At 70.5% G+C, this 25448-nt stretch carries 25 protein-coding genes; 9 read left to right on the plus strand and 16 right to left on the minus strand.

Going from position 1 to position 25448, the window contains the following annotated elements; translation table 11 throughout:
* Window positions 1-154: 154 nt before the first annotated feature.
* Window positions 155-2263 (minus strand): MMPL family transporter, encoded by a 2109-nt coding sequence (locus ABD151_RS12875; protein WP_343994954.1) that lies wholly within the window; start codon window positions 2261-2263, stop codon window positions 155-157.
* Window positions 2264-2452: 189 nt separating this feature from the next.
* On the opposite strand from ABD151_RS12875, the gene ABD151_RS12880 reads away from it, so the two are divergent.
* Window positions 2453-2974 (plus strand): GyrI-like domain-containing protein, encoded by a 522-nt coding sequence (locus ABD151_RS12880; RefSeq protein WP_343994956.1) that lies wholly within the window; start codon window positions 2453-2455, stop codon window positions 2972-2974.
* A gap of 19 nt (window positions 2975-2993) precedes the next feature.
* Here the strand turns inward: ABD151_RS12880 and ABD151_RS12885 are convergent, their stop codons facing one another.
* Complete coding sequence (locus ABD151_RS12885; RefSeq protein WP_343994958.1) at window positions 2994-3686, minus strand: DUF429 domain-containing protein; 693 nt, start codon at window positions 3684-3686, stop codon at window positions 2994-2996.
* Between the two features lie 140 nt (window positions 3687-3826).
* Between ABD151_RS12885 and ABD151_RS12890 the strand changes: the two genes are divergently transcribed.
* Window positions 3827-4072: a hypothetical protein gene (locus tag ABD151_RS12890; protein ID WP_343994960.1), complete on the plus strand. Its 246-nt coding sequence runs from the start codon at window positions 3827-3829 to the stop codon at window positions 4070-4072.
* A 15-nt stretch (window positions 4073-4087) separates the two neighbouring features.
* Here the strand turns inward: ABD151_RS12890 and ABD151_RS12895 are convergent, their stop codons facing one another.
* Complete coding sequence (locus ABD151_RS12895; RefSeq protein ID WP_343994962.1) at window positions 4088-5257, minus strand: HNH endonuclease; 1170 nt, start codon at window positions 5255-5257, stop codon at window positions 4088-4090.
* Between the two features lie 318 nt (window positions 5258-5575).
* Here ABD151_RS12895 and ABD151_RS12900 point away from each other — a divergent pair, with 318 nt between their 5' ends.
* Window positions 5576-6028, plus strand: coding sequence for an SRPBCC family protein (locus ABD151_RS12900; RefSeq protein WP_343994964.1), 453 nt, complete (start codon window positions 5576-5578; stop codon window positions 6026-6028).
* 2 nt (window positions 6029-6030) lie between these two features.
* On the opposite strand, the gene ABD151_RS12905 is transcribed toward ABD151_RS12900, so the two are convergent.
* From ABD151_RS12905 to ABD151_RS12915, 3 genes are all read right to left on the minus strand, one after another.
* On the minus strand, window positions 6031-7974 hold the full coding sequence (locus ABD151_RS12905) for an OPT family oligopeptide transporter (protein ID WP_415629997.1): 1944 nt from the start codon (window positions 7972-7974) through the stop codon (window positions 6031-6033).
* Window positions 7975-8163: 189 nt separating this feature from the next.
* Window positions 8164-10062 carry a translational GTPase TypA gene (typA, locus tag ABD151_RS12910; protein WP_343994968.1) on the minus strand — a complete coding sequence of 633 codons (1899 nt, stop codon included), beginning with the start codon at window positions 10060-10062 and terminating at the stop codon, window positions 8164-8166.
* 46 nt (window positions 10063-10108) lie between these two features.
* Window positions 10109-11701 (minus strand): fatty acyl-CoA synthetase, encoded by a 1593-nt coding sequence (locus tag ABD151_RS12915; protein ID WP_343994970.1) that lies wholly within the window; start codon window positions 11699-11701, stop codon window positions 10109-10111.
* 56 nt (window positions 11702-11757) lie between these two features.
* Here ABD151_RS12915 and ABD151_RS12920 point away from each other — a divergent pair, with 56 nt between their 5' ends.
* A complete protein-coding gene (locus tag ABD151_RS12920; protein ID WP_343994972.1) occupies window positions 11758-12540 on the plus strand; it encodes a LuxR C-terminal-related transcriptional regulator in 783 nt (260 codons plus the stop codon).
* Here the strand turns inward: ABD151_RS12920 and ABD151_RS12925 are convergent.
* From ABD151_RS12925 to ABD151_RS12945, 5 genes are all read right to left on the minus strand, one after another.
* Window positions 12531-12785: a hypothetical protein gene (locus tag ABD151_RS12925; protein WP_343994974.1), complete on the minus strand. Its 255-nt coding sequence runs from the start codon at window positions 12783-12785 to the stop codon at window positions 12531-12533. The genes ABD151_RS12920 and ABD151_RS12925 overlap by 10 nt on opposite strands.
* Window positions 12782-13321: a flavin reductase family protein gene (locus ABD151_RS12930; protein ID WP_343994976.1), complete on the minus strand. Its 540-nt coding sequence runs from the start codon at window positions 13319-13321 to the stop codon at window positions 12782-12784. Before ABD151_RS12930 ends, ABD151_RS12925 begins: the two co-directional genes overlap by 4 nt.
* 3 nt (window positions 13322-13324) lie before the next feature.
* The gene (locus tag ABD151_RS12935) at window positions 13325-13732 is read right to left on the minus strand and encodes an SRPBCC family protein (RefSeq protein ID WP_343994978.1); all 408 of its coding nucleotides are present in this window, start codon (window positions 13730-13732) and stop codon (window positions 13325-13327) included.
* A 5-nt stretch (window positions 13733-13737) separates the two neighbouring features.
* Complete coding sequence (locus ABD151_RS12940) at window positions 13738-14907, minus strand: LLM class flavin-dependent oxidoreductase (RefSeq protein ID WP_343994980.1); 1170 nt, start codon at window positions 14905-14907, stop codon at window positions 13738-13740.
* A 98-nt stretch (window positions 14908-15005) separates the two neighbouring features.
* Entirely contained in the window at window positions 15006-16340 is a 1335-nt protein-coding gene (locus ABD151_RS12945) for an ABC1 kinase family protein (RefSeq protein WP_343994982.1), read from the minus strand.
* Window positions 16341-16395: 55 nt separating this feature from the next.
* Between ABD151_RS12945 and ABD151_RS12950 the strand changes: the two genes are divergently transcribed.
* On the plus strand, window positions 16396-17400 hold the full coding sequence (locus ABD151_RS12950; RefSeq protein WP_343994983.1) for a hypothetical protein: 1005 nt from the start codon (window positions 16396-16398) through the stop codon (window positions 17398-17400).
* Window positions 17401-17436: 36 nt separating this feature from the next.
* On the opposite strand, the gene ABD151_RS12955 is transcribed toward ABD151_RS12950, so the two are convergent.
* Entirely contained in the window at window positions 17437-18126 is a 690-nt protein-coding gene (locus tag ABD151_RS12955) for an aspartate/glutamate racemase family protein (RefSeq protein WP_343994985.1), read from the minus strand.
* A 91-nt stretch (window positions 18127-18217) separates the two neighbouring features.
* Window positions 18218-18970 carry an SDR family NAD(P)-dependent oxidoreductase gene (locus ABD151_RS12960; protein ID WP_343994987.1) on the minus strand — a complete coding sequence of 251 codons (753 nt, stop codon included), beginning with the start codon at window positions 18968-18970 and terminating at the stop codon, window positions 18218-18220.
* Between the two features lie 102 nt (window positions 18971-19072).
* On the opposite strand from ABD151_RS12960, the gene ABD151_RS12965 reads away from it, so the two are divergent.
* The 3 genes from ABD151_RS12965 to ABD151_RS12975 all read left to right on the plus strand — a co-directional run bounded on the left by ABD151_RS12965 (window position 19073) and on the right by ABD151_RS12975 (window position 21268).
* Window positions 19073-19414, plus strand: coding sequence for a hypothetical protein (locus ABD151_RS12965; RefSeq protein WP_343994989.1), 342 nt, complete (start codon window positions 19073-19075; stop codon window positions 19412-19414).
* A 77-nt stretch (window positions 19415-19491) separates the two neighbouring features.
* Complete coding sequence (gene mshA, locus ABD151_RS12970; protein WP_343994990.1) at window positions 19492-20751, plus strand: D-inositol-3-phosphate glycosyltransferase; 1260 nt, start codon at window positions 19492-19494, stop codon at window positions 20749-20751.
* Window positions 20744-21268 carry a type III secretion system chaperone family protein gene (locus ABD151_RS12975; RefSeq protein WP_415629989.1) on the plus strand — a complete coding sequence of 175 codons (525 nt, stop codon included), beginning with the start codon at window positions 20744-20746 and terminating at the stop codon, window positions 21266-21268. Before mshA ends, ABD151_RS12975 begins: the two co-directional genes overlap by 8 nt.
* Before the next feature lie 12 nt (window positions 21269-21280).
* Here ABD151_RS12975 and ABD151_RS12980 read toward each other — a convergent pair whose 3' ends face one another.
* From ABD151_RS12980 to ABD151_RS12990, 3 genes are all read right to left on the minus strand, one after another.
* Window positions 21281-22534: a C39 family peptidase gene (locus ABD151_RS12980; protein WP_343994992.1), complete on the minus strand. Its 1254-nt coding sequence runs from the start codon at window positions 22532-22534 to the stop codon at window positions 21281-21283.
* Between the two features lie 101 nt (window positions 22535-22635).
* On the minus strand, window positions 22636-23316 hold the full coding sequence (locus ABD151_RS12985; protein ID WP_343994994.1) for a response regulator: 681 nt from the start codon (window positions 23314-23316) through the stop codon (window positions 22636-22638).
* Window positions 23313-24467 (minus strand): sensor histidine kinase, encoded by a 1155-nt coding sequence (locus ABD151_RS12990; protein WP_343995023.1) that lies wholly within the window; start codon window positions 24465-24467, stop codon window positions 23313-23315. Before ABD151_RS12990 ends, ABD151_RS12985 begins: the two co-directional genes overlap by 4 nt.
* A 127-nt stretch (window positions 24468-24594) precedes the next feature.
* Between ABD151_RS12990 and phoU the strand changes: the two genes are divergently transcribed.
* Window positions 24595-25242, plus strand: a complete 648-nt coding sequence (gene phoU, locus ABD151_RS12995) for a phosphate signaling complex protein PhoU (protein ID WP_343994996.1) — start codon at window positions 24595-24597, stop codon at window positions 25240-25242.
* The last annotated feature ends 206 nt before the right edge of the window (window positions 25243-25448 follow it).

The raw sequence follows: 25448 nt of genomic DNA on the forward strand, positions 1-25448 counted from the left end.
CATCGCTTGTCGTATTCAAGCATCGCTGTCGGGCCTCGGCCCGGTGATGGCTCTGTCGAACAGAACTACCAGATGTGCCGGGGGCGGGGGTCCGCAGTGTCCACGAACGCGCGAGGGCCCGGCGTCATCGTGACGCCGGGCCCTCCCGCACTGCTCAGACGAGCGCGGGCTCGTCCTCCGGCTCGTCGTCCGGCTTCTTCTCGTCGCCATGACCGGGCCACCAGGCGGCGTGTCCGATCAGGGCGGTGAGCGCCGGCGTGAAGAACATCGCCATCACGAACGCGGCCACCGCGATGCCCACCGAGAGCGCGAAGCCCATCGAGACCATCAGGGAGTTGCCCGCCAACATCAGCGAGGCGAAGGTGCCGGCCAGGATCACGCCGGCAGCCGCGATGGTCGGACCCGCGTGCTTGACCGCCTCGGCGGCGGCGTCGCGCGGGTTGCGCCCCTCGCGTGCCTCCTCCCGCAATCGCGCGATCATCAGGATGTTGTAGTCGGTGCCGAGCGCCGTCACGAACAGATAGATGTAGATCGGCAGCATGAAGATCAGGCCCGACTCGCCCTGGATGTGCTGGAACACGATCACCGTGGCGCCCAGGGTGGCGGCGAAGCCGAGGCCTACCGCTGCCATCAGGTACCAGGGGGCGACCAGGCTGCGCAGCAGCAGCATCAGGATCAGCAGGATGATCGCGGCGGCGACCGGGAAGACCACCGAGTAGTCGCGGTTCATCGCCTTCTGCATGTCGGCGAAGATCGAGGCGGTGCCGCCGACCATCGCCGAGGTGCCGTCCGGAGCGGCGTCGTGGGCGGCCGTGCGGATCGGGCCCTTGACGTCGTTCAGTGCCTCGTCGGAGACCGGGTCGTGGGTGAGGATCACGCTGAAGACCGCGGCCTCGCCGTCCTCGGAGACCTGGGCCGGCTGCACGGAGTCGACGCCCTCCGCGGCCTCGAGCGCCTGCTGGAAGGCAGGCAGCTCAGCCGGGTCGAGCTGACCGTCCTTGGCGACCAGGAGCACTGGTGCGGGGTCGGCCTGGCCGGCGGCGAAGTGGTCCTGGAAGGTCTCCATCGCCTCGGTCGACTCGACGTTCTTCGGCAACGAGGAGTTGAAGTCGAACGACGGGTTGAAGCCGAGCGAGAAGCCGGCCAGCAGCAGCATCAGCAGACCGGAGACGGCGGCGAAGGTGCCAGGACGGCGTCCGAGCGAGTGCCCGACCTTGCTGAACCGGGCGGCCTCGGGCTCCAGCTTCCACTTCTTCGACGGCCAGAACAGTGCCCGCCCGAGCAGGGTGACGACGGCCGGAACCAGGGTCAGCACCGCGATCATGGTGACGAAGACGGCGATCGCCAGCGCCGGGCCGATCGCGCGGAAGATGCCCAGCGAGCTGAGCAGCAGCGCGAGGAACGCGACGATCACCGCGCCACCGGCGGAGGTGATCGCCTCGCCGGCGCGCTCGAGACCGTAGCGCACGGAGGCCTTCACATCGGCGCCGTGCCGCAACCGCTCGCGATAGCGGAACAGGAAGAAGAGGATGTAGTCGGTGCCGATGCCGTAGAGCACCACGACCAGGATCGTCTGGATCGAGGAGTCCGCCTTCAGATCGAACGCCTCGTTCGCGAAGCCGATCAACCCGGTGGCCACGATCGAGACGAGACCGACGATCACGATCGGCATCAGGCAGATGATCACGCTGCGGAAGATCAGCGCGAGCAACAGCACGATCAGCACGATCGTGGCGATGCCGACGATCGCGAGCGCCTGCTCGCTCGACTCCTGGGAGTCCAGCCCCTGGGGCACGGTGCCGGTGGTCTGCGCGGTCAGGCCGGTGTCGGCGATCAGGGTGTCGAGCTCGTCGCGCATCTCCTTGGCGTCGTCGAACGCCTGCGGGTCATACCCGGTGGCGTCCTTGGCCAGGGGCACGATGCCGAGCATCACGGTGCCGTCCTGGGAGACGTTCGGCTGATCGCCGGTACTGGTGACCATGGTCTGCACGAACGTCTTCTCGCCCAGCGTGGGCCCGAGGTCGGTGGCGATCTGAGCGACCGCCTCCTGGTCGGCGGCGGTGATCTTGCCGCCGTCCTCGCGCTGGAAGAGGACGATGGCGCCGGGGGTCGAATTCGCCTCCGGGAAGTGGTCGGTCTGCGCCTGCGCGGCGCGGATCGACTCGTAGTGGGAGGGCAGGAACTCCGACTGATCGGAGGTCGTCTTGAGCGCGGGAGCCGTGAGTGCGATGGCGACCGCCGCCACCACCCAGACTCCGATCACGATCCATGGATGGGAGGACACGATGCGACCGAGGGCTTTGAACACGCACGGCACGTTACCGAAGGCCTCCGGCACTTCGACACCGAATTTCGCGGGCTCAGGGTGAACTCAGGGTTTCCGTCGGGGGAGTGGGCGTGGTCCGTCGGGGCGGGGCGATGACTTTGCCGGATCTGTGAGGTCCAATGGAGCATGACCCACGACGACGTCCCGCTGGTGCTCTCCGAGCGGCCGCTGCTGACCCCGACCGTGCTCACCCTGCCCGAACACGTCCCGGTTGCCGAGCTGCGGCACGAGGGCGTCACCCTGGCCGACCTGCCCGGCATCTTCGACGCCGGGTTCGGTGTCCTGGCCGGTCTCGGGCCGGTCGGTCCGGGCTATGCGATCTACCACGGCGACGTCGCCGGCACGTTCGACCTCATCATCGGCTTCCCGGTCGCCGGGCCGCCGACCCCTCCCGGCCTGGTGCCCTCGCTCGCCGCGCTCGACCCGGCCGACCTGCCCGACGGCGTCGAGCGCAGCACGTTCCCGGCCGGCAACGCCCTGGTGAAGAGCCACCTGGGCAGCTTCGACGGCCTCGGCCAGGCGTGGGCAGAGTTCACGGCGCACCCCGACGTCGGCCAGCACACCTTCGTCATCGAGATCTACGTGACCGACCCCAGCGTCACCCCGGTCGAGGACTGGCGGACCGATCTGGTGGTGCCGCTCGACTGAGGGTGCGGGTTACGTCGGCTCACACCCAGATCGCAGCACGATGCCCGTCGCCGAACTCCTCGGGGACGGTGGGATGGCTGATCGCCGTGCCCTCGGCGAGTCGGCGGGCCGTCCAGGAGGCAGCAGCAGCGTCGAGGACGTCGTCGACGCCGGCCATCGCGCCGGCCCGGCCGAGGTCGCTGGGCACCGCGATGCCGGCCTGGGCGAGCAGACGGCGTCGCTCCTCGACACCTGCCCAGGTGGACTTCGCGTGCGCCAGCGGCGCGCCGTTCATCGTCGCGAAGCAGACCTCAGGATGCACCTCGATCACCCGGCACCGCGCCGCGCGTGCCCACGCATCGATCTCCAGGATCTTCCGGCTCAGGGCGAACGCCTGCTGGCTGAGGCCCTTGCCGGTCGCCCGCACGCTGATCGCGGTCGCCTCCGCGTGGCTGGCCGCGCTGATCGCAGCCCGCACCGGGGTGGTGAAGACCGACGATGCGCGCCTGCCGATCAACCGCCGGGCCAAGGCGTCCGACTCCCGAACCGACGCCACCGGCAGCCCGATCGGCATGTCGACGGCGGCCACGCTCACGGGGTCGTCCGCCTCGGCTGCGGTCATCAGCTCGTGGATCGTCGCGCCGAAGTAGCCGCGTCCGTCGTTGCTGATCGCCACCCAGCCCCGCTTGCAGGCGTCGACGCCGAGGACCCGGACCGGCGGCGCTGCGCTCATGGGCAGAGGCTATCGAAGCGGCCTGTGGATGACGCCGGCCGACCGCTGGAAGTCGTCACCATTCGGGGTGATGATGGGATCGAGGTTGTCATTCACGCGATGAAGATGCGCAAGAAGTACCTGATGAGAGAAGGGCTGCGATGAAGGCGGAGATCACCGATGCGGTACCTGGGCTCACTGATGCCCAGGTGCAGGGCGAGGTTGAGGAAGCCGAACGTGGCTACGTGCTCGGCGAGCTCGTGAGTGAGCCCAATCCGCACCGAAGTGACCTGCCGACAGTGCCTGTCGACCTCATCGCTGAGATCGCAGCACGTGCAGCCCGGGACGGCGAAACGCCCGATGACGTCGTCCGCCGTGCCCTGCTGTCCTACCTGCACTCCGCCTGACCTGATGCGTCGACGTCAGCTGGTGAGTGCGTAGAACCCTGGGTGGGTCTCACGGAACCGGGGTTCTCGCCAGCCTGGTGGCTCGGGGACGCGTGAGATGTAGCGGTGGCCGGTGAGGGTGATGGTCTCGACCTCGTGGCGGTCGCCGGGGTCGCTGGTGACGCGTTGTCGCCAGCGGTTGACCTGCTTGGCGTAGTTGCAGGCCTCGCAGAGGCCTTGCCCGTTGATCACGTCGGTGGAACCGCCGTCCGCGAAGGATCTGATGTGGTCGTAATGCCGGATCGGGGCGTTGCAGTAGGGGGTGGAGCAGATGCCGGCACCCCGGATGGACAGGAATTCCGCCATGACGGGTGGGAAGAACCGTTGCCTGGCCGACATCGCGACCAACCCGCCGAGCGGGGCCACGTGCAGCCGTCGGAACCAGGCCCCGACACCGGTCGAGATCGCCCGCGATGCCAGCAGCCGGGCGATCTCAGCGGGCAGCACCTCCTCGCCGATGCCGGACGCCGTCAACGTGGCGGGGGCGTGCCCGCCGGCGAGGGCCGAGGCAGCCATGGTCAGGTTCAACGTCACCGGGACGGCGGGTGCCTGCTCCGGCGACCCGGTGTCGGGCAACCCGGTCAGCCGTGCCAGCGCGAGGTCGCACATCAACTGGCCGAGGCTGCGCGAGTCACCCGCGGCGCGCGCCGCCAACGCAGCGGCGCGGACCGCCGCATAGGCGGCGACGGCCTGTGGAATCGGCATCAGGAAGGTCAGGTAGCCCATCGTGTCGGGAGCCGGCCGGACGGATGCGTGCCGATCCGCCTCGGCACGGCGGGACCGCTCGACGACTGCGCTCGGGTCGATCTCGACGGCGAGCCTGCGCACCTTGGCGTTCAGGGCCCGATTGCCGAGGCCCATCAGAGCAGCCCGGTCGGCGCACAGCTCCTCGTCGACGAACATCCGGTGCTCGCGGGAGAGGCACGCCGTCTCCTTGACCAGGATCTGCGCCCGGTACTCGCTCAGCGTGCCATCGCGCAGACGCGCCAGCGTGTGCGGCATCTCCGCCATCAGCGCCTTGCCCAACCCCAACAGAGTGCGGCCACGGTGCGGGGACTCCTTGCGCGCCAGCGCGATCTCGTGCGCGTTTCCGGAGCCGTGCCGCGCGACGGGGACGGCGGCGAGTGCGCGCTCCTCGCGCCGCACCTCGTCGAAGACCGCCGATGCCTCGGCCTGTGCCGCAGGCGGCCGACTTCAGCTCCTCCAGGGCTCCGATCAACTCGATCAGCTCGGTCGCGTCCCGGCCGCAGCCACCAGCCGAGAGGCGGGCCTGCAGGGCCTGCGCCTCTCGTACCAGGAAGTGACCGATCGACATGGAAATCACCGTGCACCCGACCTCCGACACAACCCCGAATCTGGCTCGCGGCAGGCGCAACCTGGCCGCGAATCACCGGCAACCACGTACGGGAGCCGCTAGGTTCCATGCCAGACGACGTTCGACGCAGCACCGAGAGGGAGCACCCCATGGAGACCGACCTGCACGCCGAGATCGAGATCGCCGCACCGCCCGCAGCGGTATGGCAGCTGATCAGCGACCCGGCCCAGATGCCGCGCTGGAGCCCGCAGGTCGAGTCGGTGCGGATGCCGGAGGGCGCGGTCGAGGTCGGCACCCGGTTCACCAACCGCAACCGGGACGGCGACCTGGCCTGGGTGACGCACGGCGAGATCGTCCGGTACCAGGCCGAGCGTGAGATCGCGTTCCGGATCGAGGAGAACTGGGTGACCTGGTCGCTCGCCCTCGAGCCGACGTCCGCGGGCACCCTGCTGCGCCAGCACCGCGACACGGCCGAGGGCATCTCGCCGCTCTCGAAGGAGCTGGCCGACGGCTTCTACGGCGGCGTCCAGGCCTACGGCGAGGTCATGCTGGCCGGCATGCGCGAGACGCTGGCGGCGATCAAGGAGACCGCCGAGGCCTGAGGTTAGGCGCGGCGGCTCTCCTCGACGGACGTCGCGGTGCGCTGCGTGAACCGGTAGAGCCCCGCGACCACCAGGACGAAGGCGACCACGCCGAGGGCCTCGGCCCAGTGCACGAACCCGTCACCGACGATCCCGAGGGGAGACTCCTCGCCGGTGGCTGCGACGACGCCGGCGAAGGCGACGCCGAACAGGCTCTCACCGACGATCAGGCCCGTCGCCAGCAGGATGCCGAAGCGCTTCTTGCGCTCGGCGCCACCACTGCGATCGGCCCAGCGGTCGTAGGCCAGACCGAGGAAGGCGCCGATCGGGATCACCAAGGTGAGCGCGATCGGAAGGTACATGCCCATGCCGACCGCCAACGGGGGCAGCCGCAGGCGCCCTGACGTCTTGCCGAGCAGCTCGTCGATGATCACCACGGCCACGCCGATGAGCGCGCCGAGGCCGATCAGGTTCCAGGCCAGGTCGCCGCCGAAGACGCCCTTGGCGAGGGAGGAGATCAGCGCGGCCTGCGGGGCGGCCAGTGCGTCGGCGTCTGCGCCGGGCATGCCCTGGAAGCCGAACGCCGTCTTCAACAGCTCCAGGACAGGAGCGATGATGAGCGAGCCGAAGACGACGCCGATGATCAGGGCGACCTGCTGCTTCCACGGCGTCGAGCCGACGAGCTGGCCGGTCTTGAGGTCCTGCAGGTTGTCGTTGGAGATGGTGGCGACGCCGAAGACGACGGCGGTGGTGAAGAGCGTGTAGGCGATCAGCGCGGTGGTCTCGTCCGCGTTGCTGCCGGTGCCGTGCACCGCCTTGATGAGCAGGGCGGCAGCCAGCACGACCAGCACCCCGACACCGGAGATGGGGCTGTTCGACGACCCGATCAGCCCCGCCATGTAGCCACACACGGCAGCGACGACGAGGCCGATCAGCAGGACGAACGCGACGCTGATCAGGACCAGGGTTCCCGCATGGTCGCTGATCGCGGTGTCGCGGGTGAAGCCCCAGAGGAGAAGCCCGATGGGGATCATCGAGATCGCCACGACGATCGCGACCAGGTTGATCGGGATGTCCCGCTCGGTGAGATCGACCTGATCGCCGCCGCGGCGGGTGCGGGCCGACACCGCGGCGGCACGGATGCCGGAGATGATCGGGCCCAGGATCTTGAGCAGCGTCCAGATCGCGGCGACGGCGATCGCCCCGGCTCCGACGAAGCGCACGTCGTCGGCGAAGACCGCGTTGACGACGTCCGCCACGGGTGTGCCGTCGCCGAAGTCGCCGGAGGACCGGACCGGCAGCAGGACGCCGAAGGAGATCAGCAGCCCCACGATCATGGCGATCCCGACGGTGACGCCCACCAGGTGGCCGACGCCGATCAGCGCCAGCGACAGGCTGGCGCCGACCATCGTGCCTCCGGAGCCGACCCGGAACGCTGTGGACAGCGCGTTGCTGATCACCTTGAGCGCCGCGACCAGGCTGAAGCCGGCGGCGGCCACTGCACCCCACACGATCACCCGGAGGCCGGCCTTGTTGTCGCCGGCAGACTCGTGCGAGTCGCCGACCTTGAGCACCTCGGCGCCGGCGACGCCTTCGGGATAGGGGAGGTCCGACCCGGTGACCAGCGCACGGCGCAGCGGGATGGAGTACATGACGCCGAGCATCCCGCCGAACGCGCAGACGGCGACCGTCGTCCAGTAGGGGAAGCCGGACCACCACCCGATCATCAGCAGGCCGGGCAGCACGAAGATGATCGCCGACAGCGTGCCTGCCGCCGAGGCGATGGTCTGGACGATGTTGTTCTCGACGATCGAGTGGTCCGCGAAGCGGCGCAGCACGGTCATCGAGATGACGGCGGCGGGGATCGACGTCGCGAAGGTCAGCCCGACCTTGAGGCCGAGATAGACGTTGGCGGCGGTGAAGACCAGGGTGATCAGCCCACCGAGGATCACCGCCCGTACCGTCAGCTCCCGGACCGGCGACGCCTTCCTAGCCGGGGTCGAGGTCGACGTTGCCATGTGCCCTCCCAAGAAACCGTTGACGACGGACCTGCTCGCGTCCTCACGTTAGGGGGTGCGACGCCGAAATGGCGATAGCGGTACTCCGCTGTCGCCAGGCGACAGTGAAGTACCGCTATCGATGGAACGGGAGAGGCGTCAGCCCTTGTTCGCCTTGCGCGCACGCGAGGCGGTCTTGGCCCGCTCGCCGGCGTCCAGGACGACCTTGCGGATGCGCACGGTCTCCGGGGTGACCTCGACGCACTCGTCGTCGCGGCAGAATTCCAGGCACTGCTCCAGCGACAGCTTCTTCGGCGGGATCAGCTTCTCGAAGTTGTCGGAGGTGGCGGAGCGGATGTTGGTCTGCTGCTTCTCCTTGGTGATGTTGACGTCCATGTCGTCGGCGCGCGAGTTCTCGCCGACGATCATGCCCTCGTACACCTCGGTGGTGGGCTCCACGAACATGATGCCGCGCTCCTGCAGCGACGTCATCGCGTAGGCGGTGGCGGCACCCTTGCGGTCGGCCACCAGCGAGCCGTTGTTGCGCGAGCGGATCTCGCCGGCCCACGGGGCGTAGCCCTCGGAGATGCTGTGCGCGATGCCGGTGCCGCGGGTCTCGGTGAGGAAGTCGGTGCGGAAGCCGATCAGGCCACGGGCCGGAACGATGAACTCCATCCGGATCCAGCCGGTGCCGTGGTTGCTCATCGTCTCCATGCGGCCCTTGCGGGTGGCGAGCAGCTCGGTGATCGTGCCGAGGTACTCCTCGGGGGCGTCGATGGTCAGGCGCTCCATCGGCTCGTGGATCTTGCCGTTGACCTCGCGGGTGACCACCTGCGGCTTGCCGACGGTGAGCTCGAAGCCCTCACGACGCATCTGCTCGACCAGGATGGCCAGCGCCAGCTCGCCACGGCCCTGGACCTCCCAGGCGTCGGGACGCTCGGTCGGCAGGATGCGCAGCGACACGTTGCCGACGAGCTCGGCGTCGAGGCGGTCCTTGACGAGGCGGGCGGTGACCTTGGAGCCCTTGACCTTGCCGACCAGCGGCGAGGTGTTGGTGCCGATGGTCATCGAGATGGCCGGCTCGTCGACGTGGATCAGCGGCAGCGCGATCGGGTTCTCGGCGTCGGCGAGGGTCTCGCCGATCATGATCTCCGGGATGCCCGCGACGGCGACGATGTCGCCGGGGCCGGCGGACTCGCCCGGCTTGCGGTCGAGGCCCTCGGTGATCAGCAGCTCGGTGATCCGGACGTTCTTGACGTCGCCGTTGCGCTGCATCCAGGCCACGGTCTGGCCCTTCTTCAGGGTGCCCTGGTGGATGCGGAGCAGCGCCAGACGACCGAGGAACGGCGAGGCGTCGAGGTTGGTGACGTGGGCCTGCAGCGGGGCGCCCTCGTCGTACTGAGGGGCCGGGATGGTGTTCAGGATGGTCTCGAACAGCGGCTCCAGGTCCGCCGAGTCCGGCAGGGTGCCGTTCTCGGGAGCGTTGAGCGACGCGCGGCCGGCCTTGCCCGAGGCGTAGACGACGGGGAAGTCGAGACCGTCGACGTCATCGTCGCCGAGCAGGTCCATGAAGAGCTCGTAGGCCTCGTCGACGACCTCGGTGATCCGGGCGTCGGGACGGTCGACCTTGTTGAGCACCAGGATGACCGGCATCTTGGCCTTGAGCGCCTTGCCCAGCACGAAGCGGGTCTGCGGCAGCGGGCCCTCGGAGGCGTCGACGAGCAGCACGATGCCGTCCACCATGGACAGACCGCGCTCGACCTCGCCACCGAAGTCGGCGTGGCCGGGGGTGTCGATGATGTTGATCGTCATGCCACCCTCGGGCGCGTGCGCACCGTTGTAGTGGATGGCGGTGTTCTTCGCGAGAATGGTGATGCCCTTCTCGCGTTCGAGGTCGCCGGAGTCCATGACGCGCTCGGCCACGCCTTCAGCCTGGTGTTCCGAGTAGGCGCCGCCCTGCAGCAGCATCGCGTCGACCAGGGTGGTCTTGCCGTGGTCGACGTGGGCAACGATGGCAACGTTGCGGATGTCGGATCGAGCGGTGCGGTTCTCGGACATGAGTCACTTTCGTCGAGGGCGGCCCGCGGACACGAGCCGACCGATTCTACGTGGCAGGGGACGCCTGCTCCGAATTTGCCTCGAAGCGCTCCCGCAGTGCGCGCTTCAGGATCTTTCCGCTCGGGTTCTTCGGAAGCGCGGTGACGACGTGCACCTGCTTCGGCACCTTGAACCCGGCCAGGCGGGTGCGGCAGTGCTCGCGCACCCGGTCCTCGGTCACCTCGGTGCCGGGCCGCGCGACGACCACCGCAGTGACCACCTCGACCCAGTGCGGGTCGGGCAGCCCGATCACCGCCGCCTCCAGGACGTCGTCGAGCTCGAAGAGGACCTCCTCCACCTCGCGACTGGCGACGTTCTCCCCGCCGGTCTTGATCATGTCCTTCTTGCGGTCGACGACCCACAGGTAGCCGTCGTCGTCCAGATAGCCGAGGTCGCCGGAGTGGAACCACCCGCCGCGGAACGCCTCCGCGGTCTTCGCCGGCTGGTTCAGGTAGCCCAACGTGGCCTGGGGGCTGCGGTGCACGATCTCGCCGACGACGCCGGCCGGCAGCTCGCGGTCCTCGTCGTCCACGATCCGGGTCTCCACGTTGAGCGCCGGACGGCCGGCTGAGCCGGGACGCGCCGCCTGGTCCTCCGGCCCCAGCGCGGTGGCGAGCGAGGCCATCTCGGTCTGGCCGTAGAAGTTCCACAGGCGCAGGTCCGGCAGCGCGGTGGTCATCTGCCGGATCAGCTCCGGCGGCAGAGCGGAGGCTCCGTAGTAGCCCTTGCGCAGCGTGCGCAGATCCTCCGCGGCGAAGCCGTCCGCGCCCAGCAGGGCGATCCAGACCGTGGGCGGGCAGAACAGCTTGGTGGCGCGCCAGTCGCGCACCGCGGCCTGGAGCGCCTCGGGGGCGGGCCGGTCGAGGATGATGCTGGTGGCGCCGAGCATCAGGTCGGTGCTCAGGAAGTTGTCGAGCTGGGCGCAGTGGTAGAGCGGCATCGCGTGCACCTCCACGTCGTCGGCGGACATGCCGCCGGTGACGATGCAGCTCAGGTACTGCCACATCAGGCTGCGGCTCGAGTGCATCGCTCCCTTCGGGCGCGACTCGGTGCCGGAGGTGTACATGATCCGGATCAGGTCGTCGTCGCCGACGGTGACCGGGGGCGCGGACGGTGCCGGCTCGGCGATCCACGCGTCGAGGTCGCGCCAGCCCGGACGGCGCTGCCCTGCGAGCGGGATCGCCGCCCGGATCTCCACGCGGTTCCGGGTCGCGGTCAGGGCGCCCTCCGCCACGTCCAGCAGCGCGTCCTCGACGACGATCGCGCGGGCGGTGCAGTCGTCGAGGATGTAGGCGATCTCGGCACTGGTGAGCATGAAGTTCACCGGCACCAGGACGACGCCGAGGCGCGCCGCGGCGAAGGCGACGACGGGGAACTGCCAGCAGTTGTGGGAGAGCAGGGCGAGCCGGTCACCGGGGCGGAGCCCCGCTGCGTGGAACGCGGCGGCCGCTGCGTCGATGCGGGCGTCCAGCTCGGCGAAGGTCAGCCGCACGTCGCGGTGCACGATCGCCACCCGATCGGGGAAGCGAGCGGCCGATCGGCGCGGGATGTCGCCCAGCGACTGGCTGCGCGCGTGGAGGAGGGGGTCAGGGGCGGTCATCGAAGTCGCCTTTCCGCTATGGCTTCGTGGTTGTGGCCTGGGTTACTTTTGGCGGCATGGCCGCTCCGGCATGGCACGACGTCCTGTCCCGCAAGCAGATGCTCGGGATCGTCGCCGTGCTCGAGGCCTGTGAGGACGGCGGTGGGGGCCAGACCTTCAAGGAGCTGCTGGCCGAGGCGATCTCCACCCACTTCGGAGTGCGCGACGTGACGTTCTTCCACGGCGCGACCTACCCGCAGATCTTCGCCGACCCGGCACCGCTGCTGACCGGCGCCACCGCGCCGCTGCTCGACGTCTACCAGGAGGAATGGCACGAGAAGGACATCTTCGCCACGCCGCAGGCCCGCCGGGTGCTGACCCGGACCGGGTTCACCACCCTGGACCAGCTGGCTCGGCTGCCGATGCCGCAGCACTCCTACGTCGTCGACTACCTGAACCCGAACGGGATGGAGACCGCGGCGGCGCTGCACCTCCCGCTGGCCGACGGCGAGGCCCTGGTCGGGATGTTCGACCGGGTGCTTTCGTGGGACGAGTCCGACTACGCCGCGATCCGGGTGCTGACCCGCCAGCTGCGGGCCCGCAGCGTGCTGATCCGGGCCGGCGAGGCGGTCGTGGCCGACGACCGGCTGGACCGGCTGACGCCGCGGCAGATCGAGGTGGCCGACCTGATCAGCGATGGCCTCAGCAACCACGAGATCGCCCAGGTGCTGTCGTTGTCGGAGCAGTCGGTGAAGAAGTACGTGAGCAGGATCTTCGAGGTCACCGGGCACCGCAACCGGTCGGAGCTGGCGACCGCGGTCCTGCGCCGCCAGGTCGGCGGCGCAGGCGCTCACGGCTGAGCCAGCGGGCTGTACCCGATCAGGGTCAGCCCGCCGGGGGAGTCCAGGCGGAGCCGGGTCTCGTGCCCGCCGGTCGAGGTGGGTCCGACTTGCCAGCCCAGCTCGTGGGCGCGGAGGGCGAGGGCACCGAGGTCGTCGGTCCTCGCCATCAGGCACCACGGTGGAAGACCCGCGTCGTCGCCCAGCGCCACGGTGCCGAAGTCGGCCCAGGAGACGCCGTCGGTGAAGCGCGCCGCGTCGCTCATGACGCGCGCAGCCCGCGGAACTCGGAGCGGTGGAAGACCAGCGGCTCGTTGTGCTCCGGAACGGTCAGACCCTCCACCCGGCAGACCACCAGGTCGTGGTCGCCGATCGGCTGGTCCAGGGTCAGGCTGCCGTCGATCCAGGCGTGGGCGCCGCTGAGCCGGGGCGCTCCATTGGTCCCAGCGGTCCACCCGACGCCGGCGAACCGATCGGTGCCGCTGCGGGCGAACTGACGGGCGAGCTCGCCCTGCGACTCCGCGAGCACGTTGACGCAGAGCCGGCCGGCCCGGGTGAGCTGGGGCAGGGTGCTCGACGTGCGCCCGGCGAAGAACCCGACGAGCGGCGGGTCGAGCGAGATCGAGGTGAAGGAGCCGACCGTCATGCCGACCGGGACGCCGTCGTCGATCGCGGTGACGATCACGACGCCGGAGCAGAAGCGGCCCAGCGCGTCGCGGAAGGCGGTGCCGACGCTGTGCGGATCGGCCGCGTGCAGCACCGCTGGGGGCGGGGTGGCCGGGGTTGCGCAGAGCTGGTTCATGGCTCAGCCCAACCGTTCTGCCAAGGTGGCCAGCGAGGAGGCATAGATCTCGCTGATCGCCGTGGCCAGCCCCGCCTCGACCTCGGGCGAAGCGGCCCGGAACTCCGCGCTCCAGACGACCTGACTGCCGTCGTCGCCGACGGGGTCGACGACCACGGTCGAGACGTAGTGCTCCAACGGCAGGGGGCCGTCCAGGTACTGGTAGGAGTAGGTGCGGCCGGCGTCGTCGTGCGCGACGATCCGCTCCCGCGCCGGCTGGCCATCGGTGAAGACCACGTGCCGGACGTCGCCCTCCAGGTGCGAGGAGTCGATCGCGGGGATCCAGACGGCGACGCCTGCCGCATCCCCGACCCACCTCCACACGTGGTCGGCGGGGTGCGGGAAGTCGTGGGTGATCTCGATCTTCGCCATCGCCCTCACGCCTTCGCCAGCTCGGCTTCGTACTTCTCGGTCATGTGCGCGACCGCCTTGCGGTGCTCGTCGGCCTGGCCCTCGCGGACGGCCTCGGCACGGGCCGCGGCGTCGACCATCGGCTGCGCCTGGCCCTGGAACCAGGGCATCACGTCCTGGGCGAAGAGCTCATAGGAGCGGCGGGTCGCCTGCGGGTTGGCCCAGTCATGTCCTTGCAGGAGCAGGGTGCCGAACCCTCCGGACTGGTCGATCAGCCGCTGCACCTGGGCGCGGGCCTCCTCGGCGGTGCCGATCACGCCGATGCCCGAGGTGTTGATGAAGTCGATCATCTCCTGCTTGTTGGTGCCGCGGACGTCCATCTGCGGGAACGCCGCCACGTGCTGCAGGTAGTTGAACCAGTACTCGATGCCGTGCTCGACGTCGCGGTAGGCCTGCTCCTTGGTCTCGGCGATGTGGAAGGGCCCGACCAGGCGCCACGTGGAGCGGTCCACCTCGTCGCTGCGGCCGGCCTGCGCCGCGAACTCCTCGAGCATGCCCCAGTGGTGCTGGAGCGCGCTGAACCCGTCGGGGGTCAGGGTGGCCGCGATGGAGAGCAGGCCGATCCCGTGCTTGCCGGCCAGGCGGGCGCCGGTCGGCGTCGCGATCGCGGCGACCACGACGTCGAAGAGCGGGTCGGAGTAGGGCGCCATCTGGATCTTCGCGTCGAAGAGCTCGTGGGTGCGGGTCTTCGCGCTGACCGTCTCGCCACGCAGCAGGCGCATGATGATGTCGGCGTTCTCGGCCAGCAGCTCACGGGTGTCGATCTGGGAGAGGCCGAGCATCGCTGCATCCGTGGGCAGCGATCCGGGGCCGAGCCCGAAGAGCACCCGGCCGCGGGTGAGGTGGTCGAGCATGATCATCCGCTCCGCTGCCCAGAGCGGGTTGTGGTACGCCACCGAGGTGACGCCGGTGCCGAGCTTGATCCGGCTGGTGCGCTCGCCGGCGGCGGCGATCATGATCTCGGGGGAGGCGTAGATCTCCGCTCCGGCCGAGTGGTGCTCGCCGAACCAGGCCTCGTCGTAGCCGAGCTGCTCGAGGTGCTCGACCAGCTCGAGGTCGCGCTGCAGCAGCAGCGTCGGGTTCTGCCCGGGCTGGTGGATCGGGGCGAGGAACGTTCCGAACTTGAGGCGGCTCATGGGGTTCTCCTTCGTGTGACGGGGGCAACACGAAGACGGTATGAAGCAGGTCACACCCCGGTGAAGTCCACGAAAGTGGACATTCGGCGGCCTTTGCCTCAGGCGTCGCCGGGGTCGGCGAACCCGGGCAGGTACTCCTCGAGGAACCGCCGGAAGGGCACCGTCGCCTCCAACTGGCACAGCACGCCGAGGCCGCCCACCCAGACCCGGTGGATCAGCATGTAGTGCGGCGGCAGGTTGAGCTTGAAGGCGGTGGCGAGGTTCTCCGGCGTCGGCGTCGCCACGCGGGTCGCCTGGCTGCGCAGCCAGGCCCGGTCGAAGGTGAACTCGGGCTCGCGGGCGGAGTCGAGGAACGGGCCGAGGTAGTCGGCGATCGCCTCGGGGGAGAACTCCACCTTGGGCAGCAGGAACCCCTCCTCGCGCAGCCCGGCATGGACGGCGGCCCAGTCGTCGTCCACGGCACGGCGCAGCAGCTCGCCCATCGGCCGGGGAAGCCCGTCGGGCAGCCGGGCGACGGCACCGAAGTCGACGACGCCGAGCCGGCCGTCGGCGAGCACCCGGAAGTTGCCGGGATGAGGGTCGGCATGGAGCAGTCCGGTGCGCGACGGGCCGCTGACCAGGAACCGCGCGTAGTGGGCGCCGTAGTGGTCGCGCTGCTCCGTGCTGCCGTCGGTGATCACCTGGGCCAGCGAGGAGACGCTCTCCATCCAGGTGGTGACCAGGATCCGCTCGGTGTGATCGACGACGGCGGGGACGACGAAGTCGGGGTCGTCGGCGAACTCGGTCGCGAAGACCTGCTGGGCCGCGGCCTCCAGCGAGTAGTCGAGCTCCTCGACGACGCGGGCCTCGATCTCGGCCAGCAACGGCTTGATGTCCAGGCCGGGGGCGATCACGGTGAAGGCGCGGGCCAGCCGGCTGAGCTGCTTGATGTCGGAGCGCAGCGCGGCGCCGGCACCCGGGTACTGCACCTTGACGGCGACCTCGCGGCCGTCCGCCCACACCGCGCGGTGCACCTGCCCGATCGACGCCGACGCGACCGGCGCGTCGTCGAAGGAGGCGAAGCGCTCGCGCCACTGCTCGCCCCACTCCTCGCGCAACACCTGGTGCAGCAGGCGCACCGGCATCGGGGGAGCGGCGTCCTGCAGCTTCACCAGCGTCGCGCGGTACGGGCCGATCAGCTCGTCGGGGAGTGCCGACTCGAAGATGCTCAGCGCCTGGCCGAACTTCATCGCGCCGCCCTTGAGCTCGCCGAGCACCCGGAAGATCTGGTCGGCCGTGCGCATCTGCACCTCGGTCAGCACGGCGGCCGCGGGACGTCCGACCAGGCGCTTGCCGACGCCGATCGTGGTGCGCCCGGCGAAGCCGACCGGAATGCTCGCCAGGCGTGCGGTCCGGCCCAGTGCGCTGCGTCGCAGCCCGTCCCGCTCAGCCATGCGGTCTAGGGTAGCCGGGGCACCCATTCATCCGAGCGGAAATGCTGGAGGGCCGATGGCTTGGCGCACCTCGATCGTGGGCACTGCCGTGCTGGCGTGTGGTGCGCTGTTCGTCGGCTGCTCGGGCACCGCCGACGGCGAGCAGGGCGCGCCTGCGCCGGCGCCGTCCGGCTCAGGATCGACCACGGAGCAGCCGACGCCGACGGCCGGCACCTGCTGGTCGGGCGCGCGGATCAGTGCCGACGACGCGTTGGTGCTGGTCGGTGAGCTCGACACCCTGGAGACCGACGCGCTGGCCGCGCTGCCGGCCCTGACCGAGCCGGTCGACTGCGCCGAGCCGCACGGGATCGAGGTGCTCAGCGTGGTGGCGCTGACCGACGAGCTGGCGTCGACCACCTACCGCGAGCTGGTCGACCCGACCGGAGAGGGCTACCCGGCGTTGCGCTCGCAGATCGCCGCTGCCTGTCGCGACGATGACCCGGCGCTGGTCGCCGCAGCCGAGGCGAGCCCGCTCGACCTGATCCCGACCCCGGCGTTCGCCGGCGGGCGTCGCCTGACCTGGACGCCGGTGAGCTACGCCGCGTGGCAGGCCGGTGCCCGTGAGGTGCTCTGCATCTTCGAGCAGGACGAGCCGGACACGATCGCGGCCGCCGACTTCCGCAGCGCGGAGCTGGACCCGACCGCGCGGCTGTGCCTGGACGCCGACCTGGTGACGGTGGCCTGCGATCAGCCGCATACCCGCGAGCAGCTGCTGACCCTGACCGCGACCACCGCGGTGGCGGCCGGTCAGTTGCCGGGGCGTGACGCCGTCACCGGCGGCGCGGAGAAGTACGTGGCGTTGCGCAACGAGGCGTTCACGCTCTTCGACGCCGAGTGCGACGCCTACTTCCGTGAGGTGGCCGGTGCCGATGCGGCCGAGGGCCTGGTCGCGGTCGCGGAGTTCTACCCCGAGCTCTGGGGCGATGAGGCGGGGGAGTTCACTGCCGTGTGCACGGTCAGCTCACCGTTGGCCGTCGCGTCGCAGAAGATGCTGGAGACCAGCACCTCCGTCGTCGGCTGACGCCGGTGAGCCGACCGTGTGGTCGGTCGGAGGGAGTCAGGCCAGCGCGGTGTCGAGCGCTGCCTGCACGTGCAGCGTGGTGCACGGGAAGATCGGCACCTCGACGTCGGCCTGCTTGACCAGCAGCTCGAGCTCGGTGCAGCCCAGGATGACGCCGCCGGCGCCCGCGTCCCAGAGGTCCTCGATCAGCTTGACCACCTTGCGACGCGAGGAGTCCAGCACCTTCCCGTGCACGAGCTCCTCGTAGATGATCGTGTTCAGCCACTCGTGATCGGCGGCGTCGGGCACCACCACGTTGAGGCCGTGCGAGGCGATCCGGTCGGTGAAGAAGGTGCGCGACATCGCGAAGGTGGTGCCGATCAGCGCGACCGACTCCAGGCGGTGCTCCTTGCAGGCCTCGGCGACGACGTCAGCCAGGTGCAGCACCGGGATGTCGATCGCCTCCTGGACCTGCTCGGCGACCCGATGGAAGGTCGTCGTGCAGAGCATCAGGAAGTCGGCGCCGGCGCGCTCGACGGCTTGCGCGGCGTCGGAGAGGATCACTGCGACGTCGTCCCAGCGCTCCTCTGCTTGGAGGTCGGTGACCTCGGCGAAGTTCACCGACGCCAGGGCCAGCTTGGCGGAGTTCAACCCACCCAGGCGGCTCTCGGTCCCGAGGTTCAGGTCGCGGTAGTAGACGGCGCTGGATTCCCAGCTCATGCCACCGATGAGTCCGATCGTCTTCACCTGTGCCAGTCTGCCATCTCTTCGGGTGTTCGGGCAGGGACCTGCCCACGTTACGGACCAGTGAGTAACCGGACCTGCGGGCCGATGGTGGCTAGCCGGTGCGGTGCACCTTGTGCTGTGCCGCCTGGGCGCGCGGGCGGATCACCAGCTCGTCGACGTTGACGTGCGAGGGACGGCTCGCCACCCAGGAGATCGCCTGCGCGATGTCCTCGGCGACCAACGGCTCGGCGACCCCGGCGTAGACCGCGTCGGCCTTGGCCTGGTCGCCGCCGAAGCGCACGCTGGAGAACTCCTCGGTGGCCACCATGCCGGGGGCGATCTCCGTGATCCGGATCGGCTCGCCGCACAGCTCCAGACGCAGGGTCTCGGTGACCACCTTCGTGCCGTGCTTGGCCGCGGTGTAGCCGGCACCGCCCTCGTAGGCGACCCGGCCGGCGGTCGAGCCGATGTTGACCACCAGGCCGTCGCCGCTGGCGCGCAGTGCGGGCAGCAGGGCCTGGGTGACGTGCAGCAGCCCCAGCACGTTCACCTCGTACATCGCGCGCCACTGGGCCGGGTCGGCGTCGGCGATCGGGTCGAGGCCGAAGGCGCCTCCGGCGTTGTTGACCAGCACGTGCACCTCCGGTCCGGCCGCCGCTGCCAACTGTGCGACGGCGGTGGGGTCGGTGATGTCGCAGGCCACGGCGACGCCGTCGATCTCGGCGGCCAGCTCGGCGATCCGGTCCGCGCGTCGAGCGGCCACGACGACCCGGTACCCGTCCCGGGCGAGGGCGCGCGCGGTGGCGCGGCCGATCCCGCTCGAAGCTCCGGTGACCACGGCGACGCGAGGGCTGGAAGGGCTCATGGCGCCATTGTGGCAGGGGCCCCGGACGGGTGACCGCAACCGGTGGCCGGGCAGCGCCGGAGACGGCACACTGGGTGGTTCAGACCAGTGGGAGGGACGAGGATGCGGACCATCACCATCGCTGCGGGCGGGCTCGGCGGCGGGCTGTTGCTGGCGGAGGCCCTCGGCGCACCGGGCTGGGTCTCGGGCGTCGGGCTCGCGCTGTTGCTGGTCGCGGCGATGGCGGGCGGCGCCCTCCTGGTCCCGCAGGCGCCGCTGTGGCTGCGGGTGGTGGTGGCGTTGGGCGCGGGCGGCCTCGGTGCCGCGGTCTACGGCGTGCTCATCGATGCGCTCGCCGACGACCCGGTCCATCTCGGGGTCGGCGCCGCCTGCCTGCTGCTCGCGGTGATGCTGGCGGCCCGGCCGCGTCCTGGGCGCCGCAGCGCGGGGGCGCATGCCCGCTGAGCGGGGCCCAGACCTCGGCGCGGAATACTTGGCCACCTCGGCTGGTTGCGGATCGTGGTGCCACAGGAGGTGAAGAGATGACGGACAGAGTGGCGATGATCAGCCTGCACACCTCCCCGCTCGACCAACCCGGAACGGGTGACGCCGGTGGGATGAACGTGTACGTGATCGAGCTCGCGAAGCGGATCGCGGCCCGCGGCATCGGCGTCGACATCTTCACCCGGGCGACCGCCTCCCGGCTCGCGCCGCTGGTCGAGGTGGGCGAGAACATCCTGGTCCGGCACGTCTCCGCCGGGCCCTTCGAGGGGTTGAGCAAGAGCGAGCTCCCCGGCCAGCTGTGCACCTTCGCCCGCGAGGTGCTGCGCGCGGAGGCCGCGCACGATGCCGGCCACTACAGCGCCGTGCACTCGCACTACTGGCTCTCGGGCCAGGTCGGGGCCCTGGCCCGGGACCGCTGGGGCGTGCCGCTGATCCACTCGATGCACACGATGGCCAAGGTGAAGAACGATGCGCTGGCGGAGGGCGACAGCCCGGAGCCGGCGGCGCGGGTGCTCGGCGAGGAGCAGGTGGTCGCCGCGGCGGACGCCCTGATCGCGAACACCGACCTCGAGGCCAAGCAGCTGATCAACCTCTACGACGCGGACCCGAGCCGGGTCGAGGTGGTGCACCCCGGCGTCGACCTCGACGTCTTCCGGCCCTCGCCGCAGGCCGATGCCCGGCGCCGGCTCGGGCTGGCAGCCGATGCGCACGTCCTGCTCTTCGCCGGCCGGATCCAGCCGCTCAAGGCCCCCGACGTGCTGCTGCGTGCGGTCGCCGTGCTGCTGGCACGTGACCCGCAGCTGCGCTCACGGCTGGTGGTCCCGGTGGTGGGCGGCCCGTCGGGCAGCGGGCTGGAGCACCCCACCGCGCTCGCCGACCTGGCCCGCGACCTCGGCATCGCCGACGTCGTCCGGTTCGTGCCGCCGGTCTCCCAGTCCGTGCTCGCGGAGTGGTGTGCGGCCGCGACCCTGGTGGCGGTGCCGTCGTACAACGAGTCCTTCGGTCTGGTCGCGGTCGAGGCCCAGGCCACCGGGACGCCCGTGGTCGCCGCCGCCGTCGGCGGCCTGACCACCGTGGTGCGCGACGGCTACTCCGGTCTGCTGGTCGACACCCACGAGCCCGGTGACTGGGCGAGCACCATCAAGCGGATCCTGGACGACGAGGCGTTGCGTGCCCGCCTCGCCGACGGTGCGCTGCTGCAGGCGCGCGAGTTCTCCTGGGAGCGCACCGCCGAGTGCACGCTGGCGGTCTACGCCCAGGCAGCAGAGATGATGCGGCGGGAGGCCGGCGTTGGTTGACAGTGACTTCCGCGACGACGCGTGGAGTGCGGAGCGGACGGCTGCCGCCGAGGCGATCCGCACCTGGCTCGCGGAGAACGAGATCGAGTTCGACGAGGAGCGCCCCGGCGTCCTCTCCTTCGCGCTGCCGGGGGAGAAGAAGCTGCAGACCCCCGTGCGGGTGGACGCCGGGCCGCATGCGCTCGGCGTGCACGCCTTCGTCTGCCGCAACCCCGACGAGAACCACGCGGTCGTGCACCGTTGGCTGCTGGAGAAGAACATGCGGCTCTACGCCGTGGCGTTCGCCCTCGACGAGCACGGCGACATCTACCTCGATGCGCGGCTGCCGCTCTCGATGACCACGCCCGCTGAGCTCGACACGCTGCTCGGCACCGTGCTGTCCACGGCCGACGAGTCGTTCAACACCCTGCTGGAGCTGGGGTTCGCGACCTCGATCCGCAAGGAGTGGGAGTGGCGCACCTCCCGCGGCGAGTCGACCGCGAACCTCGAGGCGTTCCGCGGCTGGCTCGAGGGCTGACGCCGCTCACCGCTACCGGGTGATCAGGTAGGCGATGCCGCCCGAGCCGCCCAGCCAGGCCCGCTCGAACTGGGCCCGGTCGTAGGTGCGCCGGACCGCGGCGTTGGTGGCGCCGGCGGGGTCGTGCACGATCACCCTGCCGGTGCTGGTGAATCCGGAGATCACCAGCAGGTGACCGTTGGTCGACGAGATCGGCGCTCCGCTCAGCTGGCCGCGGGCGAACCGGATCGAGACGACGACGGGGATCCCGGCGCGGATCTTCGCCTCGGCGGCACGCAGGTCGGCCAGCCGGGTGACGTACGCGTCGGCGCCGTAGGCACCGGCGTAGGCGGCGCTGAAGGCCCAGTTGCCGGTGCCGCGGTAGCGGAAGTCGTAGCTGTGCCGGGCCGCATGGTCGACGCGGCCGTCGCCGCGGTGGGTCCAGGCGAGCTGCTTGGCGGTGGGGCCCAGGCCCAGGTGCTGCATCACCATCGAGACCGAGGTGGGCGAGCACCAGGCCTCACCGCCGCCACCCCACTGCGGGTAGTGGCCGGCGTGGGTCATCTGGGAGAGCGGCGTCAGCGGGAGCGAGGCGTTGCCGCTCATCGTGGTCGCGCTGGTGGGCTGGCTCTTCGTCGTGTAGTCGGCCGCGATTCCGCTCACCGAGCGGAGCCGTGGGGTGACCTTGGTGCCGCTCTTGCGCATCAGGTGCACGCGCACCTGCCAGCGGTCGAAGCTGCGCCCGGCATTGGCCAGGACGGTGTCGGTGGCGAGTCGGGCCAGGTCGTCGCGCTGGGCGTCACCGGAGTACCGGTTGACGCCGGTGATCGCGAAGTCCCAGTCGGCCACGGTGTCCCAGGAGCCGACGGTGGTGCCGCTGGCGACCCGCACCGAGATCCGGAGCAGGGTGCCGCGCGGGGCGCGCGCCGACCAGCTCGGCACCAGGCTCTGGGCGGCGAACCCGGTCTTGCGCCACGGCGAGGTCCAGCTGCCGTAGTCGTAGCGGGTGGGCGCGGCCTTGCCGAACGGGTCGCGGACGACGGTGCTGCCCACGGGCTTGGTCAGGCGGAGCGTGCCGTCGACGAACGCGGTGCCGCGGAGCCGGCCGGTGCTCAGGGTCTTGGGCGTGCTCCACCGGGTCAGCTGCAGGTGCGGCGTGCTCTTCCTCGCCGCGACACCGGGCGCTGATGCATTGGGCGCCGACGCGCTGGGTGCTGCGGCGCCGGCGGGCAGGCCCAACGCTCCCGTCGTCAGCAGCGCCGTCGACAGTGCTCCGGCACCGAGCACGCGGCGCAGACGGCGGCTCGCCCGCGCGGTTGCTGTGACGGGTGTGACTGCTGGGGAAGGTGGGAACACCCTCCGAGTGTGCCAGAGGGCGTCCGTCCTGCCTACAGGTCCAGCTTGTAGCCCAGCCCGCGCACGGTGACCAGGAACTTCGGCGTCGCCGGGTCCGGCTCCAGCTTCGCGCGCAGCCGCTTCACGTGGACGTCGAGGGTCTTGGTGTCGCCCACGTAGTCCGAGCCCCAGACCCGATCGATCAGCTGACCGCGGGTGAGCACCCGGCCGGGATTGCGCAGGAACATCTCCAGCAGCTCGAACTCCTTGAGCGGCAGCCGCTGCTCGACGCCGTCCACGGTGACCACATGCCGCTCGACGTCCATCCGCACCGGCCCGGCCTCCAGGGCCCCCTCCTCCGGGGTGTCCTCGAAGCCGCCACGACGCAGCACCGCGCGGATCCGGGCGACCAGCTCGCGCGGCGAGTACGGCTTGGTGACGTAGTCGTCGGCGCCGAGCTCGAGGCCCACCACCTTGTCGACCTCGTCGTCCTTGGCGCTCACCATGATCACCGGCACGCTGGAGGTCTGCCGGATCTGCCGGCACACCTCGGTGCCGGGCAGGCCCGGCAGCATCAGGTCGAGCAGGACGATGTCGGCGCCGGAGCGGTCGAACTCCGTCAGTGCGTCGGGACCGGTGTTGGCCACCGCGACCTCGAAGCCCTCCTTGCGCAGCAGGTAGGCGAGCGCGTCGCTGTAGCTCTCTTCGTCCTCAACAACCAGCACCCGAGTCACGGGGCGTCCTCCTTGTTCGGGCTTGCGGAAACCATGTTCTCATCGAGCACTCGCGGCAGCGAGAGCGTGAAGGTCGAGCCCTGGCCCTCGATCGACCAGACCCGGATGTCGCCACCATGGGTGGCGGCCACGTGCTTGACGATCGACAACCCCAGGCCGGTGCCGCCGGTGGAGCGGTGCCGGGCCGGGTCGACACGGTAGAAGCGCTCGAAGATCCGCTCCAGCTCGTCGGCCGGGATCCCGATGCCCTGGTCAGTGACGGCGATCTCCGCGGTGTCGTCGACCGCGCGCACGGTCACCAGCACCGCAGAGTTGTCGGGGGAGTAGTTGACCGCGTTGGCGACCAGGTTGCCGATCGCGACCGTCACCTGCTCACGATTGCCGAGCACCTTCAGCCCGTGCTCGCCGGAGGCGACCACCCGCAGCCCGCGGGCCTGGGCGTCGATCGCCACCGCGTCGATCGCCACCGCCACCGCGTCGTCGAGCGAGATCGTCTCGTGGCCGTCGTTCGGGTCGTCGGACTGCAACCGGGAGAGCTCGATGATCTGCTGGACCAGCCGGGTCAGCCGCTCGCTCTCGGTGATCATCCGGCCGGCGAAGCGCTCCACGGCCTCCGGATCGTCGGAGGCGTCCTGTACGGCCTCGGCGAGCAGCCGGATCGCGCCGATCGGGGTCTTCAGCTCGTGACTCACGTTGGCCACGAAGTCGCGCCGGATCGCCTCGACCCGGCGCTCGCGGGTGCGGTCCTCCACCAGGGCCAGCACCTGGCGGGTGCCGAGCGGGGCGACCCGGGCGGTCACGTGCCGCGGCGGCGTCGTCCCCGAGCGCGGCAGCACCAGCTCGGTCTGCCGGATCTGGCCGTCGCGGCGCACGCTGCGGATCGTCTCCATCAGCTCGTCGACCGCGACCGTCGTGCCACGGACGATGCCCATCGCGTAGGCCGGCGCGCTCGCCTTCAACACCACGTCGGCGTCATCGACGACGACGGCGGAGGCGCGCAGCACGGAGAGCACGGCACCCACCCCGGCCGGCACGGCCGGCTCGGGCGTCGGCGGGATTCGCTTCTGCTGGCGCTCGCTGATCAGGAACGCCGCGACGACGCCGCCCAGGAAGAGGGCACTCAGCACGCCCATGAGCGCGAGTTCGGGCATGGTCACGGTTAGATCGTACGCAGACTTTCACCGGGCGTTTGCCACCCAGGGGGCGCAATGCCGACTGTTCACCACCCGTTCATTTCAGGTCACCTGCCGTCCATCTGGTCTCGCTAGCGTCGCGCTCATGCGTGAGGCTTACTACGACCAGCTCGACTCGATCTTCGGCCAGCTCGGGACCATCGCCCGTGAGGTCGAGGTCGCCGTCGGTCGAGCGACCCAGGCTCTGCTCACCGGCGACGGCGAGATCGCCGAGCAGGTGATCAGCGCGGATGCGTCGATCGACCGGCAGCGTGAGGAGATCGAGGACAACGCGTTCTCCCTGCTCTCCCTGCAGCAGCCGGTGGCCGGCGACCTGCGCACCATCGTCGCCGCGTTGCGGATGGTGGGCGAGCTCGAGCGGATGGGCGACCTGTCCGTGCACGTGGCCAAGGTGGCCCGGCTGCGGGTCCCCGGCGTGGCGGTGCCGCCGGACATGGTGCCGACCATCGAGCAGATGTCGGCGGTCGCGATCGACATGGTCGGCCAGGTGGCCGCGCTGATCGAGAGCCGCGACGTGGACGCCGCGAAGGCGCTGGCCGAGGACGACGAGGAGATGGACCGGCTGCGCCGGGTCTCGTTCCGTGAGCTGTTGAGCAACGACTGGCCGCACGGTGTCGAGCCGGCGGTGGACCTGGCCCTGCTGGGCCGCTACTACGAGCGGATCGCGGACCACGCGGTCTCGATCGCGAACCGGGTGGTCTTCGTGGTCACGGGGGAGACCCCGTCCAGCTGAGCTGGTGCCTCGGCGGCTGCTTCGCAGCGCCTCGGGCTGGCGCCTGGCCTGGCCCCTCGCGCCTGGTGCCTTGGCGGCTGCTTCGCAGCGCCTCGGCTCGCGCCTGGTCCCTCGGCGGCTGCTTCGCAGCGCCTCGGCTCGCGCCTGGTCCCTCGGCGGCTGCTTCGCAGCGCCTCGGGCTTGTTCCTTCTTCTTTCTTCCATGAC

The organism is Nocardioides dubius (genome assembly GCF_039528155.1).
Lineage (GTDB): Bacteria > Actinomycetota > Actinomycetes > Propionibacteriales > Nocardioidaceae > Nocardioides > Nocardioides dubius.